Source organism: Rhizobacter sp. P5_A1 (assembly GCF_056400745.1).
The window spans coordinates 239,676-253,095 of record NZ_JBFUKR010000007.1 but is presented as its reverse complement, the minus strand read 5'-3'; the positions used below and the strand labels follow the sequence as shown (position 1 = coordinate 253,095).

13 protein-coding genes are annotated in these 13,420 nt (G+C 69.2%); 4 read left to right on the top strand and 9 right to left on the bottom strand.

What is annotated here, in order from left to right; translation table 11 throughout:
* Positions 1–56 precede the first annotated feature (56 nt).
* Positions 57–1,208, top strand: coding sequence for an NlpB/DapX family lipoprotein (gene bamC, locus AC1DTW_RS10585; RefSeq protein WP_477981032.1), 1,152 nt, complete (start codon positions 57–59; stop codon positions 1,206–1,208).
* A 19-nt stretch (positions 1,209–1,227) separates the two neighbouring features.
* Positions 1,228–2,007: an MBL fold metallo-hydrolase gene (locus AC1DTW_RS10580; protein WP_477981030.1), complete on the top strand. Its 780-nt coding sequence runs from the start codon at positions 1,228–1,230 to the stop codon at positions 2,005–2,007.
* Between the two features lie 81 nt (positions 2,008–2,088).
* Here the strand turns inward: AC1DTW_RS10580 and AC1DTW_RS10575 are convergent, their stop codons facing one another.
* The 3 genes from AC1DTW_RS10575 to AC1DTW_RS10565 all read right to left on the bottom strand — a co-directional run bounded on the left by AC1DTW_RS10575 (position 2,089) and on the right by AC1DTW_RS10565 (position 4,233).
* Positions 2,089–2,442 carry a hypothetical protein gene (locus tag AC1DTW_RS10575; RefSeq protein WP_477981029.1) on the bottom strand — a complete coding sequence of 118 codons (354 nt, stop codon included), beginning with the start codon at positions 2,440–2,442 and terminating at the stop codon, positions 2,089–2,091.
* Positions 2,443–2,588: 146 nt separating this feature from the next.
* Positions 2,589–3,077: a hypothetical protein gene (locus AC1DTW_RS10570; RefSeq protein ID WP_477981027.1), complete on the bottom strand. Its 489-nt coding sequence runs from the start codon at positions 3,075–3,077 to the stop codon at positions 2,589–2,591.
* Positions 3,078–3,102: 25 nt separating this feature from the next.
* Positions 3,103–4,233: a JmjC domain-containing protein gene (locus tag AC1DTW_RS10565; protein WP_477981026.1), complete on the bottom strand. Its 1,131-nt coding sequence runs from the start codon at positions 4,231–4,233 to the stop codon at positions 3,103–3,105.
* Positions 4,234–4,257: 24 nt separating this feature from the next.
* On the opposite strand from AC1DTW_RS10565, the gene AC1DTW_RS10560 reads away from it, so the two are divergent.
* Complete coding sequence (locus tag AC1DTW_RS10560; RefSeq protein ID WP_477981025.1) at positions 4,258–4,779, top strand: FKBP-type peptidyl-prolyl cis-trans isomerase; 522 nt, start codon at positions 4,258–4,260, stop codon at positions 4,777–4,779.
* A gap of 23 nt (positions 4,780–4,802) precedes the next feature.
* Here the strand turns inward: AC1DTW_RS10560 and AC1DTW_RS10555 are convergent, their stop codons facing one another.
* From AC1DTW_RS10555 to AC1DTW_RS10530, 6 genes are all read right to left on the bottom strand, one after another.
* Positions 4,803–7,901: an efflux RND transporter permease subunit gene (locus AC1DTW_RS10555; RefSeq protein WP_477981024.1), complete on the bottom strand. Its 3,099-nt coding sequence runs from the start codon at positions 7,899–7,901 to the stop codon at positions 4,803–4,805.
* Positions 7,898–9,112 carry an efflux RND transporter periplasmic adaptor subunit gene (locus AC1DTW_RS10550; protein ID WP_477981023.1) on the bottom strand — a complete coding sequence of 405 codons (1,215 nt, stop codon included), beginning with the start codon at positions 9,110–9,112 and terminating at the stop codon, positions 7,898–7,900. Before AC1DTW_RS10550 ends, AC1DTW_RS10555 begins: the two co-directional genes overlap by 4 nt.
* A gap of 139 nt (positions 9,113–9,251) precedes the next feature.
* A complete protein-coding gene (dut, locus tag AC1DTW_RS10545; RefSeq protein ID WP_477981022.1) occupies positions 9,252–9,701 on the bottom strand; it encodes a dUTP diphosphatase in 450 nt (149 codons plus the stop codon).
* Positions 9,698–10,945 (bottom strand): bifunctional phosphopantothenoylcysteine decarboxylase/phosphopantothenate--cysteine ligase CoaBC, encoded by a 1,248-nt coding sequence (gene coaBC, locus AC1DTW_RS10540; RefSeq protein WP_477981021.1) that lies wholly within the window; start codon positions 10,943–10,945, stop codon positions 9,698–9,700. The genes dut and coaBC overlap by 4 nt, the downstream gene beginning before the upstream one ends.
* On the bottom strand, positions 10,930–11,742 hold the full coding sequence (lepB, locus tag AC1DTW_RS10535) for a signal peptidase I (RefSeq protein WP_477981020.1): 813 nt from the start codon (positions 11,740–11,742) through the stop codon (positions 10,930–10,932). The genes coaBC and lepB overlap by 16 nt, the downstream gene beginning before the upstream one ends.
* Before the next feature lie 54 nt (positions 11,743–11,796).
* Positions 11,797–12,348 (bottom strand): TlpA family protein disulfide reductase, encoded by a 552-nt coding sequence (locus AC1DTW_RS10530; protein ID WP_477981019.1) that lies wholly within the window; start codon positions 12,346–12,348, stop codon positions 11,797–11,799.
* 91 nt (positions 12,349–12,439) lie between these two features.
* Here AC1DTW_RS10530 and egtD point away from each other — a divergent pair, with 91 nt between their 5' ends.
* Positions 12,440–13,402: an L-histidine N(alpha)-methyltransferase gene (gene egtD / locus AC1DTW_RS10525; RefSeq protein WP_477981018.1), complete on the top strand. Its 963-nt coding sequence runs from the start codon at positions 12,440–12,442 to the stop codon at positions 13,400–13,402.
* Positions 13,403–13,420 lie beyond the last annotated feature (18 nt).

Here is a 13,420-nt window from a genome sequence, read left to right as displayed (position 1 = left end):
CTCACTCTCACCCTGGCCCTGCGCGGCATCGTGCTGCGCGCCCCGCCCCCTTGGAGATGCATTCCGTGACCCGTTCCCTCTATCTCCCCGCGCTCGCCGTGACGAGCGCGCTGGCCCTGGCGGGCTGCTCGTCGCTCGACAGCTTGATGTCGGGCGACAAGATCGACTACCGCACCGCGAACACCGGTGGCAGGACGGCCGGCCTGGAAGTGCCGCCCGACCTGACCCAGCTCACTCGCGACTCGCGCTATCAGCAGACGCAAGGCAGCTCGGTCAGCGCCGCCGCGTTCCAGTCGGGCACCCCGGCCGCCGCAGCCAGCGCCGCCGCAACGACGCCGATCGCCGCGCAGTCGGTCGCCGACATGCGCATCGAGCGTCTCGGCAACGAGCGCTGGCTGCGCACCAGCATGACGCCCGAACAGCTGTGGCCCCAGTTGCAGGCCTTCTGGAAGGAGCGCGGCTTCGTGATCACGCAAGACACGCCGACCGCCGGCGTGATGGAAACCGATTGGGCCGAGAACCGCGGCAAGCTGCCGCTGGACTTCGTGCGCGCATCGATCGGCAAGGTCTTCGATGGCGCCTACTCGACCGGCGAGCTGGACAAGTTCCGCACACGTGTCGAACGCACCCCGAACGGCACCGAGGTCTACATCACGCATCGCGGGATGATCGAGGTCTACAACGGCGAGCGCAAGGAAAACACCGTCTGGCAACCGCGCCAGCCCGATCCGCAGCTCGAGGGCGAGCTGCTGTCGCGGCTGATGCTGAAGCTCGGCGCGACCGAAGAGCTCGCGAAGACGGCCGTCGTCGCACCCGGCGTGCCCGGCGCACCGGCACGCGCGCGCATCGTCACCGGCCAGCCGAGCGCCACGCTGCAGGTCGACGACGGGTTCGACCGCGCCTGGCGCCGCGTCGGTGTCGCGCTCGACCGCAGCGGCTTCACGGTCGAAGACCGCGACCGCACGCAGGGCATCTACTTCGTGCGCTACATCGATCCGAAGTTCGCCGGCAAGGACGAACCCGGCCTGTTCTCGAAGCTGTTCAGCTTCGGCAAGAAGAACGATGACGGCGGTCCCGCGCGCTACCGCGTGGTGGTCAAGGGCGACGGCGAGCGCAGCACCGTGACGGTGCTGAACGGCCAGGGCGCGCCCGAGAACGGCGACGCCGGCAAGCGCATCACGACCCTGCTGCTCGACGACCTGAAGTAGTCGCGCGGCGCGAGGCGCGATGCGTTTTTGCAGCCTCGGCAGCGGCAGCACCGGCAACGCCACGCTGGTCGAGGGCAGCAGCGGCACGACGACGAGCCGTGTGCTGATCGACTGCGGTTTCTCGCTGCGCGAGCTGCGGGCGCGGCTCGCGCGCATCGATCTGGACTGCGACGATCTCGACGCGGTCTTCGTGACCCACGAACATGGCGACCACGTCGGCTGCGCGCTGACGCTGGCGCGGCGCCATGCGCTGCCCCTGTGGATGAGCCGCGGCACCTGGCGTGCGATCGGCCAGCCCGACTTGCCGCCGACCTTGCTGCAGTTCGCGCGTGACGGCCAGTCGATCGCGGTCGGCGACCTGCTGCTGATGCCCTACACCGTGACCCACGACGCGCTCGAGCCGCTGCAGCTGCGCCTGTCGGACGGCGCGCGGCACCTCGGCGTGCTGACCGACACCGGCTCGATCACGCCGCACCTGCTTGCGAGTCTGCAGCGCTGCGACGCGCTGCTGCTCGAATGCAACCATGATCGCGAGTTGCTCGCGCGATCGAGCTATCCGGCATCGCTGAAGCTGCGCGTCGGCGGGCGGCTCGGGCACCTGTCGAATGACAGCGCCGCGCAGATCCTCGCGGCATGCATGCACGGCGGGCTCAAGCACCTCGTCGCGGCGCACCTGAGCGAGCGCAACAACACGCCGGCGCTGGCCACCGCCGCACTGGCGGCGGCCTGCGGCGCGGCGCGTGACGACATCGCGGTGGCCGACCCGCTCCTGGGTTTCAGCTGGCGCGATCTCGACTGACTCGCGAGCAGCGGAACACGCCGCGCACGCGCACAAAAAAGCCGCCCGAAGGCGGCTCTCTCAAAACCGGTGGGGACCGATTTACTTCTTGACAGCGTCGGCCGCCTTGCCAGCGGCGTCCTTGGCAGCGTCGGCAGCCTTGCCAGCGGCGTCCTTGGCGGCGTCGGCAGCCTTGCCGGCAGCGTCCTTCATCGCATCGGCGGCGACGGTCGCGCCAGCCGAGGCAGCGCCCATCGCCGAGCTGGCACCAGCCATCGCTTCGGTAGCGGCAGCCGAAGCGGCGGTGCCGACGGCGCTGGCAGCAGCCGAAGCGGCTTCAGCGACAGCCGGAGCAGCAGCAGCCGAAGCAGCAGCAGCAGGCATTTCTTCCTTCTTGCCGCAGGCGGTCAGGGCAACGGCAGCAACGATGGAAGCGAGCAAAAGCGACTTTGTCATAGGTGTCCTCTGAATCATTAGGGTCGAACAATTACCGGCAATTGTGGGAACCCATACATGTGCAGAGTCCCAACGTTGAAAGGCACTGGACGGCTCGAGCCCTCCAGTGCCTAGCCCATCATTATAGGCAGCTCTAGGGAGATTCCCTAGAGCCCGGTGGTGGTCGCCGGAAAGGCCTCGTCGGAACGTTGCAAAACCGCGTCAATTTGTTCGCGGCAGCGAATCTCGTCGGCCTTCTCGTGCGACAGCCGCCCGCGCTGGTGCACGTTGTCGATCAAGCGCACGCTGACCGTGCCGACCGCCAGCAGGATCGTCGGGAACTCGCCGCTCGCCAGCTCCGTGTTGTTGCGGCAGCTGACGATGTGCGACCAGGTGCGGCGCCACTCGACCCAGCGCGCATGGCGCCGCGCGACCTCGTCGAAACTGCGCGCGAGCAAGGTCAGCCTGCGGTTCGACGCCGCCCACTGCGTCAGCTGCTCGACGACCGCGCGCTCGCCGAGCGGCCAGTCGGCGAAGTTCTCGTCGCACAGATAGAGCTCGCGCGTGCCGAGCCGCGCGACATCGGCGAACGCGCTGTGCAACGCAGCCTGGAACTCGGCATGCGTCGTGATCAGGGAGCCGGGTTCGGTCGTCATCGCGTGTCTCCTTGTTGCCTTGTCGTCATCGCACCGCGGGTCGCAACCAGCCGGCCGCCAACCAGTCGGCGACCAGCGCGCGTGCCTGCGCGCTCAGCGCGTCGAGCTCTGCCGTGTCGAGCAGGCGACGATCGGCGAGGCGCCGCATCAACCGCGCATCGCGGCCCGCCGCCCGGAACGATTCGCCGTTGATGAACACATGCCTTTCGTCATACATCATGCGGCTGCGCTGATCGAGCGCGACACCCGCGGATTCTGCCGTGTCGTCAGACACCGTGGCGTCGAACCACACGCCGCGCTTGGGTTCGCTGAGCACTTCGCCGAGCGCGCAGGCGAGTGCCACCGGGTCACGCAGCAGGCGCTGGACGGCATCGCCGGCGAAGGCCTGCAGCGCGGCGGGGATCTGCCCGGGCGTGTCGGTCGCCGGCTGCTTCGGATCCCGGTACAGCGGCCCGATCCGATCGGCATCGGCGCCGTCGAGCATGCGCTGCAGCGCCTCGCGGGCGAGTTCGTCGCGGCCCGCGGCGCGAAAGCCGATCGAGCAGGTCATGCACTCGCCTTCGGCGACACCGTCGTGGGCCCAGCCGGGCGGCAGGTAGAGCATGTCGCCGGGCTCGAGCAGGAACGAATGTTCGGGCTCGAAGTTCGCGAGGATCTTCAGCGGAACGTCGGGCACGAGCTCGGTCGAGCCGACGCGGCCGATGCGCCAGCGCCGCCGGCCGTGGGCCTGCAACAGGAACACGTCGTACGAATCGACATGCGGGCCCACACCGCCGCCATCGGTCGCATACGACAGCATCAGGTCGTCGAGTCGCGCGTCGGGCACGAAGCGGAAGCGGTCGAGCAGCGCGCGCGCGGCCGGCACGTGAAGGTCCAGGCCTTGCACCAGCAGCGTCCATTCGCGCTGCTTCAGCGGCGGCAGCGCGGTCCGCTTCAGCGGCCCGGGGCGCAGCGACCAGCGGGCACCGTCATGGACGACGAGACGCGACTCGACCTCGTCGAACGCGGCCAGCTCGAACAGCCGGGCACGACCGATCAGCTCGATGCCGCCGGGCACCGCCTGGCGCACCAGCAGCGGCTTTTTCTGCCAGTGGCGGCGCATGAAAGCCTGCGCCGAAAGCCCGCCCAGCAACGGGCTCGCGAGAGATGTGTCCATGGTCGATTGTGCGATCATTGAACGATGCTCATCACCACCCCGTGTGTCGTCAGCCTGACCTGGAAGCTGCAAGACACCTCAGGCCATCTGATCGACGAACTGCAGGCGCCGGTCGAGTTCTTCTACGGCGGCGACGACCTGCTCGCGAAGGTCGAAGAAGCGCTCGCTGACAAGGAAACCGGCTACGCGACGACGCTGCACCTCGAGCCCGAACACGCGTTCGGCGACTACGACCCGGCGCTCGTCTGCTTCGAGGAACGCTCGATCTTCCCGGAGGCGATCGAGGTCGGCATGCAGTTCGACGGCCTGCCGCCCGGCGCCACCACGCAGGACATGCCGGCAGACGCGGTCTACACCGTGACCGAGGTCTACGCCGGCCACGTCGTGCTCGACGGCAATCATCCGCTGGCCGGCATCGCGCTGCGCCTGGACCTGACCGTGCGCGACGTGCGGCCCGCGACCGAGGCCGAGATCGAAGCCGGCAGCGTCGGGCAGCCGGTGTTCACCCTGATGAACACCGCGCCGAGCGGCTCGCAACTTCACTGACGACGCCCTGGCGGCGCGCGCGGTCAGCTCGTCTTCTCGATCGTCGCCTGGCGCTCCGGCGTCGTCACCGGCCCCTTGCCGCTGAAGCGGTCGAGCACGAGGTAGATCACCGGCGTGATGTACAGCGTGATCGCCTGCGAGAACACGAGCCCGCCGACGACCGCGAGGCCCAGCGGCTGGCGCAGCTCGGCGCCGGCGCCGAGGCCGAGCGCGATCGGCGCGGCGCCCATCAGCGCCGCCAGCGTCGTCATCATGATCGGCCGGAAGCGCAGCACGCAGGCCTCGCGGATCGCCGCGGTCGCAGGCATGCCACGCTCGCGCTGCGCGTCGAGCGCGAAGTCGATCATCATGATCGCGTTCTTCTTGACGATGCCGATGAGCAGCAGGATCCCGATCGTCGCGATCAGGGTCAGGTCCATGTCGAACAGCTTCAGCATCAGCAGCGCGCCGACCGCCGCGGACGGCAGGCCGGCGAGGATCGTGATCGGATGCACATAGCTCTCGTACAGCACGCCGAGCAGCACGTAGATCACGAGCAGCGCACCGACGATCAGCACCGCCTGGCTCCCCTGCGAGCTCTTGAACACCGCGGCGTCGCCGCCGTAGGTCGTGATGATCGACGGCGGCAGCTGAATCTCGTCGCGGTAGTGCTCGATCCGCGCGGTCGCATCGCCCAGCGCCGCGCCCGGCGCGAGGTTGAATGACACCGTCACCGCCTGCAGCTGCCCGACGTGGTTGATCGCGGTCGGCCCGATCGTGCGCTCGATCGTCGTGAAGCTCGACATCGGCACCAGCGCACCGCCGGACGAGCGCACGTAGATGTTGTTGAGCGCGCCTTCGTCCTGCTTGGCGCCCGGCAGCACCTCGAGGATCACCTGGTAGCTGTCGGTGTTGGTGTAGATCGTCGAGACCTGGCGCTCGCCGAACGCGCTGTACAGCGCCGAGCGCACCGTGTCGATCGAGACGCCGAGCGTGTTCGCGCGGTCACGGTCGATCTTCAGCGAGGCCTGCAGCCCGCGCAGCTGCGAGTCGCTGGTGACATCGCGGAACAGCGCATCGGGGCGCATCTTCTCCTGCAGCTTGACCGCCCAGTCGTTGATCTCGTCGGCCCGCACGCTCTGCAGGATGTACTGGTACTGCGCCTTGCTCGGCCGGCCGCCGAGCTGGAGGTTCTGGATCGGCCGCATGAAGATCGCGATGCCCGCGACCTCGCGCAGCTTGCGGCGCAGCCCCTCGATGACCGGCTTCATCTGCTGGCGCTGCGCGCGCGGCTTCAGCGTCACGAACATGCGGCCGGTGTTCTGCGCGCCGCTGCCGCCGTTGAACGAGCTGACCGCGAGCACGTTCGGATCGTCGCGGATGATCTGCGCCGCGCGCGCCTGCAGCTGCACCATTTCGGGAAACGAGGTGTCTTCGGCGGCTTCGGTCGAGACCGTGATCTGGCCGATGTCTTCTTCCGGGAAGAAGCCCTTCGGGATCGTCATGAAGAGCCACGCGGTCGCGGCGAAGGTCAGCAGCGCCACCCCGAGCACGATCCAGCGATGCGCCAGTGCGACATCGAGCGAACGCGTGTAGGCGCCAAGCACCGCGTTGAAGCCGCGCTCGAACGAGCGCACGATCATGCCGGGCGGCTTCTTGTGCGCGTCGTCGGTCAGGAAGCGGCTCGCCAGCATCGGCACCAGCGTCAGCGAGACGAACGCGGACGCGATGATCGCCAGCGTGACGATCACCGCGAACTCGTGGAACAGCAGGCCGATCACGCCCGGCATGAAGAAGATCGGGATGAACACCGCGATCAGCGAGCTCGAGATCGACAGGATCGTGAAGCCGACTTCACGCGAGCCGCGCAGCGCCGCCTGGAACGGCGGCACGCCTTCCTCGACGTGGCGCATGATGTTCTCGAGCATCACGATCGCATCGTCGACGACCAGCCCGACCGCCAGCGTCAGCCCGAGCAGCGAGATGTTGTCGAGCGTGTAGCCGAAGCCCCAGAGCAGCGAGATCGCGCCGATCAGCGAGACCGGCAACGACAGCGTCGGGATCACCGTCGCGACGAAGCGGCGCAGGAACAGGAAGATCACCAGCACGACGAGCACGATCGTGCCGAGCATCGTCAGTGTCACGTCGTGCAGCGCGTCGCGGATCGACACCGAGCGGTCGTTGACGGTGCGCATCTGCACCGACTGCGGCAGCTGCGACTGGAACCCCGGCAGCGCCGCGCGCACCGCGTCGACGACCTTGACGGTGTTCGCGTCCGGCTGGCGCAGGATCGCCAGCGTGATCGAGGTCTCGCCGTTCAGGCTCGCGGCGGTCTTCACGGTCTCGTAGCTGTCTTCGACCTGCGCCACGTCGCGCAGGCGCACCGGGTTGCCGCCGCGGTAGCTGACGATCAGCTCGGCGAACTCGGCGGCGTTCTTCAGCTGCTTGTTGGCCTGCAGGGTCAGCGTCTGCTTGGGACCGTCGAGCGTGCCGACCGGCGTGTTGACGTTCGCCGCGCGCAGCGCCGCGTTCAGCTCGTCCAGGCTGATGTTGCGTGCGGTCAGCGCCTCGGGCTGCACGCGCACGCGCACCGCGAAGCGCTTCTGGCCGAAGATGTTGACCTGCGCGACGCCGTCGAGCGTCGACAGGCTCGGCGAGATCAGGTGCTCGGCGTAGTCGTTCAGGTCGGCCAGGTTGAGCGACGGCGAGGTCAGCGCGATCAGCAGCACCGGCGCGTCGGCCGGGTTGACCTTGCGGTACGACGGCGGCGTCGTCATGTCGATCGGCAGCTGGCGCTGCGCGCGCAGCAGTGCGGCCTGCACGTCGACCGAGGCCGCGTCGATGTCGCGGTTCTGGTCGAACTCCAGCGTCACCGAGGTCGTGCCCAGCGTGTTGGTCGAGCTGATGACGTTGATGCCGGGGATGGTCTGGAACTGCTTCTCGAGCTGCAGCGCGACCGACGTCGCCATCGTCTCGGGGCTCGCGCCAGGCAAGCTCGCGAAGACATTGATGACCGGCGTGTTGTAGCTCGGCAGCGCCGCGACCGGGATCTTGCCGTAGGCGATCACGCCGGCGACGACGATCGCCGCATTCAGCAGCACCGTCAGCACGGGCCGGCGAATGAACAGCTCGGACAGGTTCATGGCGTGATCGCTCCGGCGCCCGACGCCGCCGATGCGCCCGGCGCCGTGCCTTCGCCCTTCGCGCGCCCGGCGCCGCTGGCCGCGCGCTCCATCACCGGCGCACCGGCGCGCAGGTTCTGGCGCCCGTCGACGACGACGCGCTCGCCCGGCTCCAGCCCCTTGACGACCGCGTCGAGCCCGGCCGCATAAAGCAGCTCGACGGGCCGCGCGACCGCCTTGTTGGCCGCGTCGATCGTGTAGACCAGCGTGCCGCGCGGCCCGCGGATGACCGAGGCCTGCGGCACGACCAGCGCAGCCTTCAGCGTGCGCGCTGCGAAGCGCACGTTGACGAAGGCGCCGGGCCACAGCGCCTCGTTCGGGTTGTCGAACACGGCCTTGACCTTCACGCCGCCGGAGTTCGGGTCGACCAGGTTGTCGACGAAGTGCAGCTTGCCGACGATCTCGCCGCGCGCGTCGGGCAGCACCGCGACGACCTTGCCGCCGCCGCCGCGCAAGGTCTCCAGTGCGTCGTTCAGGTTGCGCTGCGGCAGGCTGAAGCTGACCGCGATCGGATCGAGCTGGGTGATCGTCACGAGCGCGCTGCCGCCGGGCTGCACGGTGCTGCCGGCGAACACGTTGATCGCGCCGGCGCGGCCTGCCGCGGGCGCGACGATCCGGTTGTACGAAAGACCGACCTGCGCCGCCTCGATCGCCGCGCGATCGGCGGTGACGACGGCCTGCTGCGTATCGACCAGCGTCTGGTTCGTGTCGACCGCGCCCTGCGAGATGAAGTTCTGCGCCAGCAGCTCGCGGCTGCGGGCGAGCTGGCGCTGCGCGTCGGCCAGCGACGCCTGGTCGCGCGCGAGCTGCGCCTTCGCCTTCGCGAGGTTGACCTCGTCGTTGCGCGCATCGAGCGTGAACAGCAACTGGCCGGCCTTCACGTACTGGCCTTCGCGGATGTTGACCTTCGTGATCACGCTGCTGATCTGCGGCCGGATGTCGACGCTGTTCAGCGCGCTGATCGTGCCGGTGGCCTCGAGCATCACATCGACGTCCTTGGCCATGGCGCGCACGCTGGTGACGCTGACCGGCCCGCCCGCACCCGATGCAGCGCCCGATGCCGCGGCCGCGCCCGGTGCTGCCGCGCCCGTCGGCGCAGGTTCCTTGCCGCAGCCCGACACGCCGATCGCGACGACCAGCGCGCCTGCCCAGCCCATCAACTTCTTCTTCATGCAGATTCCATGGGGGCCGGAACGGCACCCGATCGTTACAGATTGTGATTCTCGCCAATCGGCGCGCGCGGTTCAACGCGCGACGCATCGACCAGCGGTCATTTACCGCGCAGAAACACAGCCGCTGAGCGCCAGCGGCTCAGCCGCGCCCGGTCGATCCGAACCCGCCTGTACCCCGATCGGACGCGTCGAATTCCTCGACGACCCGAAAACTCGCCTGGACCACCGGCACGATCACCAGCTGCGCAACGCGATCGAGCGGCAGCACCGTGAAGGCGGCACTGCCCCGGTTCCAGCAACTCACCATCAACGGACCCTGGTAGTCGGAATCGATCAGCCCGACCAGGTTCCCCAGCACGATGCCGTGTTTGTGACCGAGGCCCGAGCGCGGCAGGATCATCGCGGCGAGCCCGGGGTCGGCGATGTGGATCGCCATGCCGGTCGGGATCAGCACGGTCTGGCCGGGCTCGATCACGATCGCCGCGTCGACACAGGCGCGCAGGTCGAGGCCGGCGCTGCCGGGCGTCGCATACGCCGGCAGCTGGTCGGCGATGCGTGCGTCGAGGACCTTGACATCGACGACGCTCATGGCTTGGCTCCCAGGCGCGCCGCGATCTCGGCGATGAGCTGGCGCGCCAGCGTCAGCTTGTCGGCGCGCGGCAGTTCGCGTTCGCCATTCGCGTCGACCAGCGTCAGCGCGTTGTCGTCCTGCCCGAAGGTCGCGGGCCCGAGGTTGCCGACGATCAGCGGCACGCCCTTGCGCACGCGCTTCTCGCGCGCATGCTTGAGCAGTTCGTGGCTCTCGGCCGCGAAGCCGACGCAGTACGGCGGCTGCGGGAGCCGCGCGACTGCAGCGAGGATGTCGGGGTTCTCGACCAGATCGAAACCCGGCGGCGCCTTCGCGCCGGCCTGCTTCTTGATCTTCTGGTCGTTGACGAGCGCCGGCCGCCAGTCGGCGACGGCCGCGGTCGCGATGAACACGTCGCTCGCGGTCGCCGCGTCGGTGGTCGCATCGAACATCTGCTGCGCGGTGCGCACATCGATGCGGCGCACGTTGCGCGGCGTCGCCAGATGCACCGGGCCGGCGACCAGCGTCACGCTTGCGCCGGCCTCGGCGGCAGCGCGCGCGATCGCGAAGCCCATCTTGCCGCTGGAGTGGTTCGTGATGCCGCGCACCGGGTCGATCGGCTCGAAGGTCGGCCCGGCAGTGATCAGCACGCGCTTGCCGCGCAGCAGCTTGGGCTGGAAGAACGCGACCAGCTCGGCGAGCAATTCGACCGGCTCGAGCATGCGGCCGTCGCCGATCTCGCCGCAGGCCTGGTCGCCGCTGCCGGGGCCGAGGATCTCGGTGCCGTCGGCGCGCAGCTGCGCGAGGTTGCGCTGCGTCGCCGGGTGCGCCCACATCTCGCGGTTCATCGCCGGCGCGAGCAGCAGCGGGCAGCGCCCGATCGGCCGCGCCAGGCACATCAGGCTCAGCAGATCGTCGGCACGGCCCTGGGCCAGCTTGGCCATCAGGTCGGCACTCGCCGGCGCGATGACGATCGCATCGGCGCCGCGCGTCATGTCGATGTGCGCCATGTTGTTCGGCTCGCGCGCATCCCATTGACTCGTGAAGACCGGCCGGTTCGACAGCGCCTGCAGGGTGACCGGCGTGATGAACTGCTGCGCCGCTTCGGTCATCACGACCTGCACGGTCGCGCCGGCCTTGATCAGCTCGCGCGTGAAATCGGCCGCCTTGTAGCAGGCGATGCCGCCCGACAGCCCGAGCACGATGTGCCGCCCCGCCAGTTGCAGGGCCGGGCCGATCGGCTGGCCGGTCAAAGCGCCGTCCATGCGCGCTTCATGTCGTGCAGGTTGAACAGCACGCGCACCGCCTTGCCGTAGACCTGCTCGTGCGGCAGGAAGCCCCAGACGCGCGAGTCGGACGAGTTGTCGCGGTTGTCCCCCATCATCAGGTACTGGCCCGCCGGCACCGTGCACTCCCAGGCGGTCGCCCCTTCGACCCGGCAATTCACGCCCATGCCGCTCGGCGCCAGCCGCCCCATCACGAACGGGTTGACCTTGATCGTGCGGCTGCTGCCGGCGCTGGTCTCGTCGAGCAGCCACTGGCCGCGGTCTTCGGGCGCGACGTTCGCGCCGGTGCCCTCGCTGAGCACCTGCACCTCGAACGGCGCGCCGTTGACGCTGACGACGCCGCGGTCGAAGCGCACCACGTCGCCGGGCAGGCCGATCAGGCGCTTGACGTAGAACTCCGACACGTCTTCGGGAAAGCGGAACACGACCACGTCGCCGCGCTTCGGGCGGCCGAACTCGATCGCCGTGTTCGTGAATGGCAGCCGCGGCCCATAGGCGAGGTGGTTCACGAGCAGGTAGTCGCCGACGCGCAGGGTCGGCTCCATCGAACCCGAAGGCACCTTCGGCCAATCGGCGACCGCGATGCGGCAGGTGAACATCAGCGCGACGACGACGAACAGCTCGGCGCCGAAGCTGACCCACAGCGGCTTGCTCGTGGGCTCGGCCCCGAGGCGGCGCTTGCGCAGCTTCCAGGCGACCCAGCAGGCGCCGGTCGCGAGCGTTGCCAGCGCGAGGATCTCGTTGATCGAAAAGCCCAGCTGCACTCCGGAAATCATGCTCGCCGCTCCTGCTTGCCCATGTTCGTAGACTCCATTGAAACGGATGGCGGATTATCGCGGCCGCGCCAACAGCGGCTCGACCAGCGCGCGGGCGGTGTCGCCCATCCAGTCGAGCTCGCCGATCACCGAGCTGCGCGCGGCGCCGCTGCGGTCGATCAGCACGGTCGTCGGGAACACGCGGGGCGTCCACGCGCCGGCCGCGTCGCCGTCGCGGTCGAGCAGGATCGGCAACGAGAAAGGCAGCGTCTCCAGAAAGCGCCTGATCGTCGGCAGCGGCTCCTGGTAGTTGATCGACAGGACCACCAGGCCGGCCTTCTCGTGGCGCGTCGCGAGCAACTCGAGCGACGGCATCTCGGCCCGGCACGGTTCGCACCAGCTGGCCCAGAAGTTCAGCAGCACCGGGCGGCCCTTCAGCCCGGCGAGCGTCCAGGGCTTGCCGTCGAGGTCGGTCAGGCTCAGGTCCGGCGTCGGCTTCGCGGCAGGCCAGGGCCGCACGACGTGCGCAGCGCGGGCGGCCTCGGGCAGCATCAGAACCGTCGCAGCGGCCAATGCCCCGGCCAGCGCCCGACGGCGCGTCGTCCTACCCGAGCCGGGCCGATCCATGCTCTGCATCCTGAGTCCAGCCGGTGTAAGGTCGGGCAGCGTTCATCGACACCCTCGGGCCTTGTCGGCCACGATTGCACCACAACCCGCCATGACCCCATTGCGCACGCCCCGATTCATCCAGCGTCACGTGGCCGACACCTCTGCCGATCGCGCGGCGATCGAGGCCGGGTTGCTGCAGCAACCGGCCCGGGCTGCGCCGAAGTACTTCTACGACAAGCTCGGCTCGCACCTGTTCGAGGCGATCACCGCGCTGCCGGAGTACTACCCGACGCGCACCGAGGCCGCGATCCTGCAGGCCCACGGCGCCGCGATCGCCGAGCGCATCGGTACCGGCGCGACGCTGATCGACCTCGGCGCCGGCAACTGTGTGAAGGCTTCGAACCTGTTCCCGCTGCTCGAGCCCGGCCGCTATGTCGCGGTCGACATCTCGGTCGACTTCCTGCACGACGCGCTCAAGCGGGTGCAGCGCGAGAACCCGCAGCTCGATGTCGTCGGCCTCGGCCAGGACTTCTCGAGCCGGCTCGAGATCGACGCCGAACTGATCGCCGGCCGTGCGGTGTTCTTCTACCCCGGCTCGAGCATCGGCAACTTCACGCCGGACGAGGCACTCGCGTTCCTGCAGCGCGTGCGCGCGCAGGCCCACGGCGGCGGCTTGCTGATCGGCGTCGACCTGGTCAAGCCGACGCCGATCCTGGAGGCGGCCTACGACGACGCGCTCGGTGTCACCGCGGCCTTCAATCTGAACCTGCTGCGTCAATTGAACCGGCTGATCGGCAGCGACTTCACGCCGCGCGACTGGCGCCACGTCGGGCTGTACAACGAGGCCGAGTCGCGCATCGAGATGCACCTGGAGGCGCGTCTCGATCTCGTGGTGCGCTGGCCCGGCGCGCAGCGCGCGTTCCACGCCGGCGAGCGCATCCACACCGAGAACTCCTGCAAGTACACGGTCGACGGCTTCACGGCGCTGCTCGAGGCCGCGGGTTTCGCGGCGCCGCAGCACTGGGCCGACGAGCGCGGCTGGTTCGGCGTGTTCTGGGCGCCGGCGCGCTGAGTCTTGCGTGCGCGAACG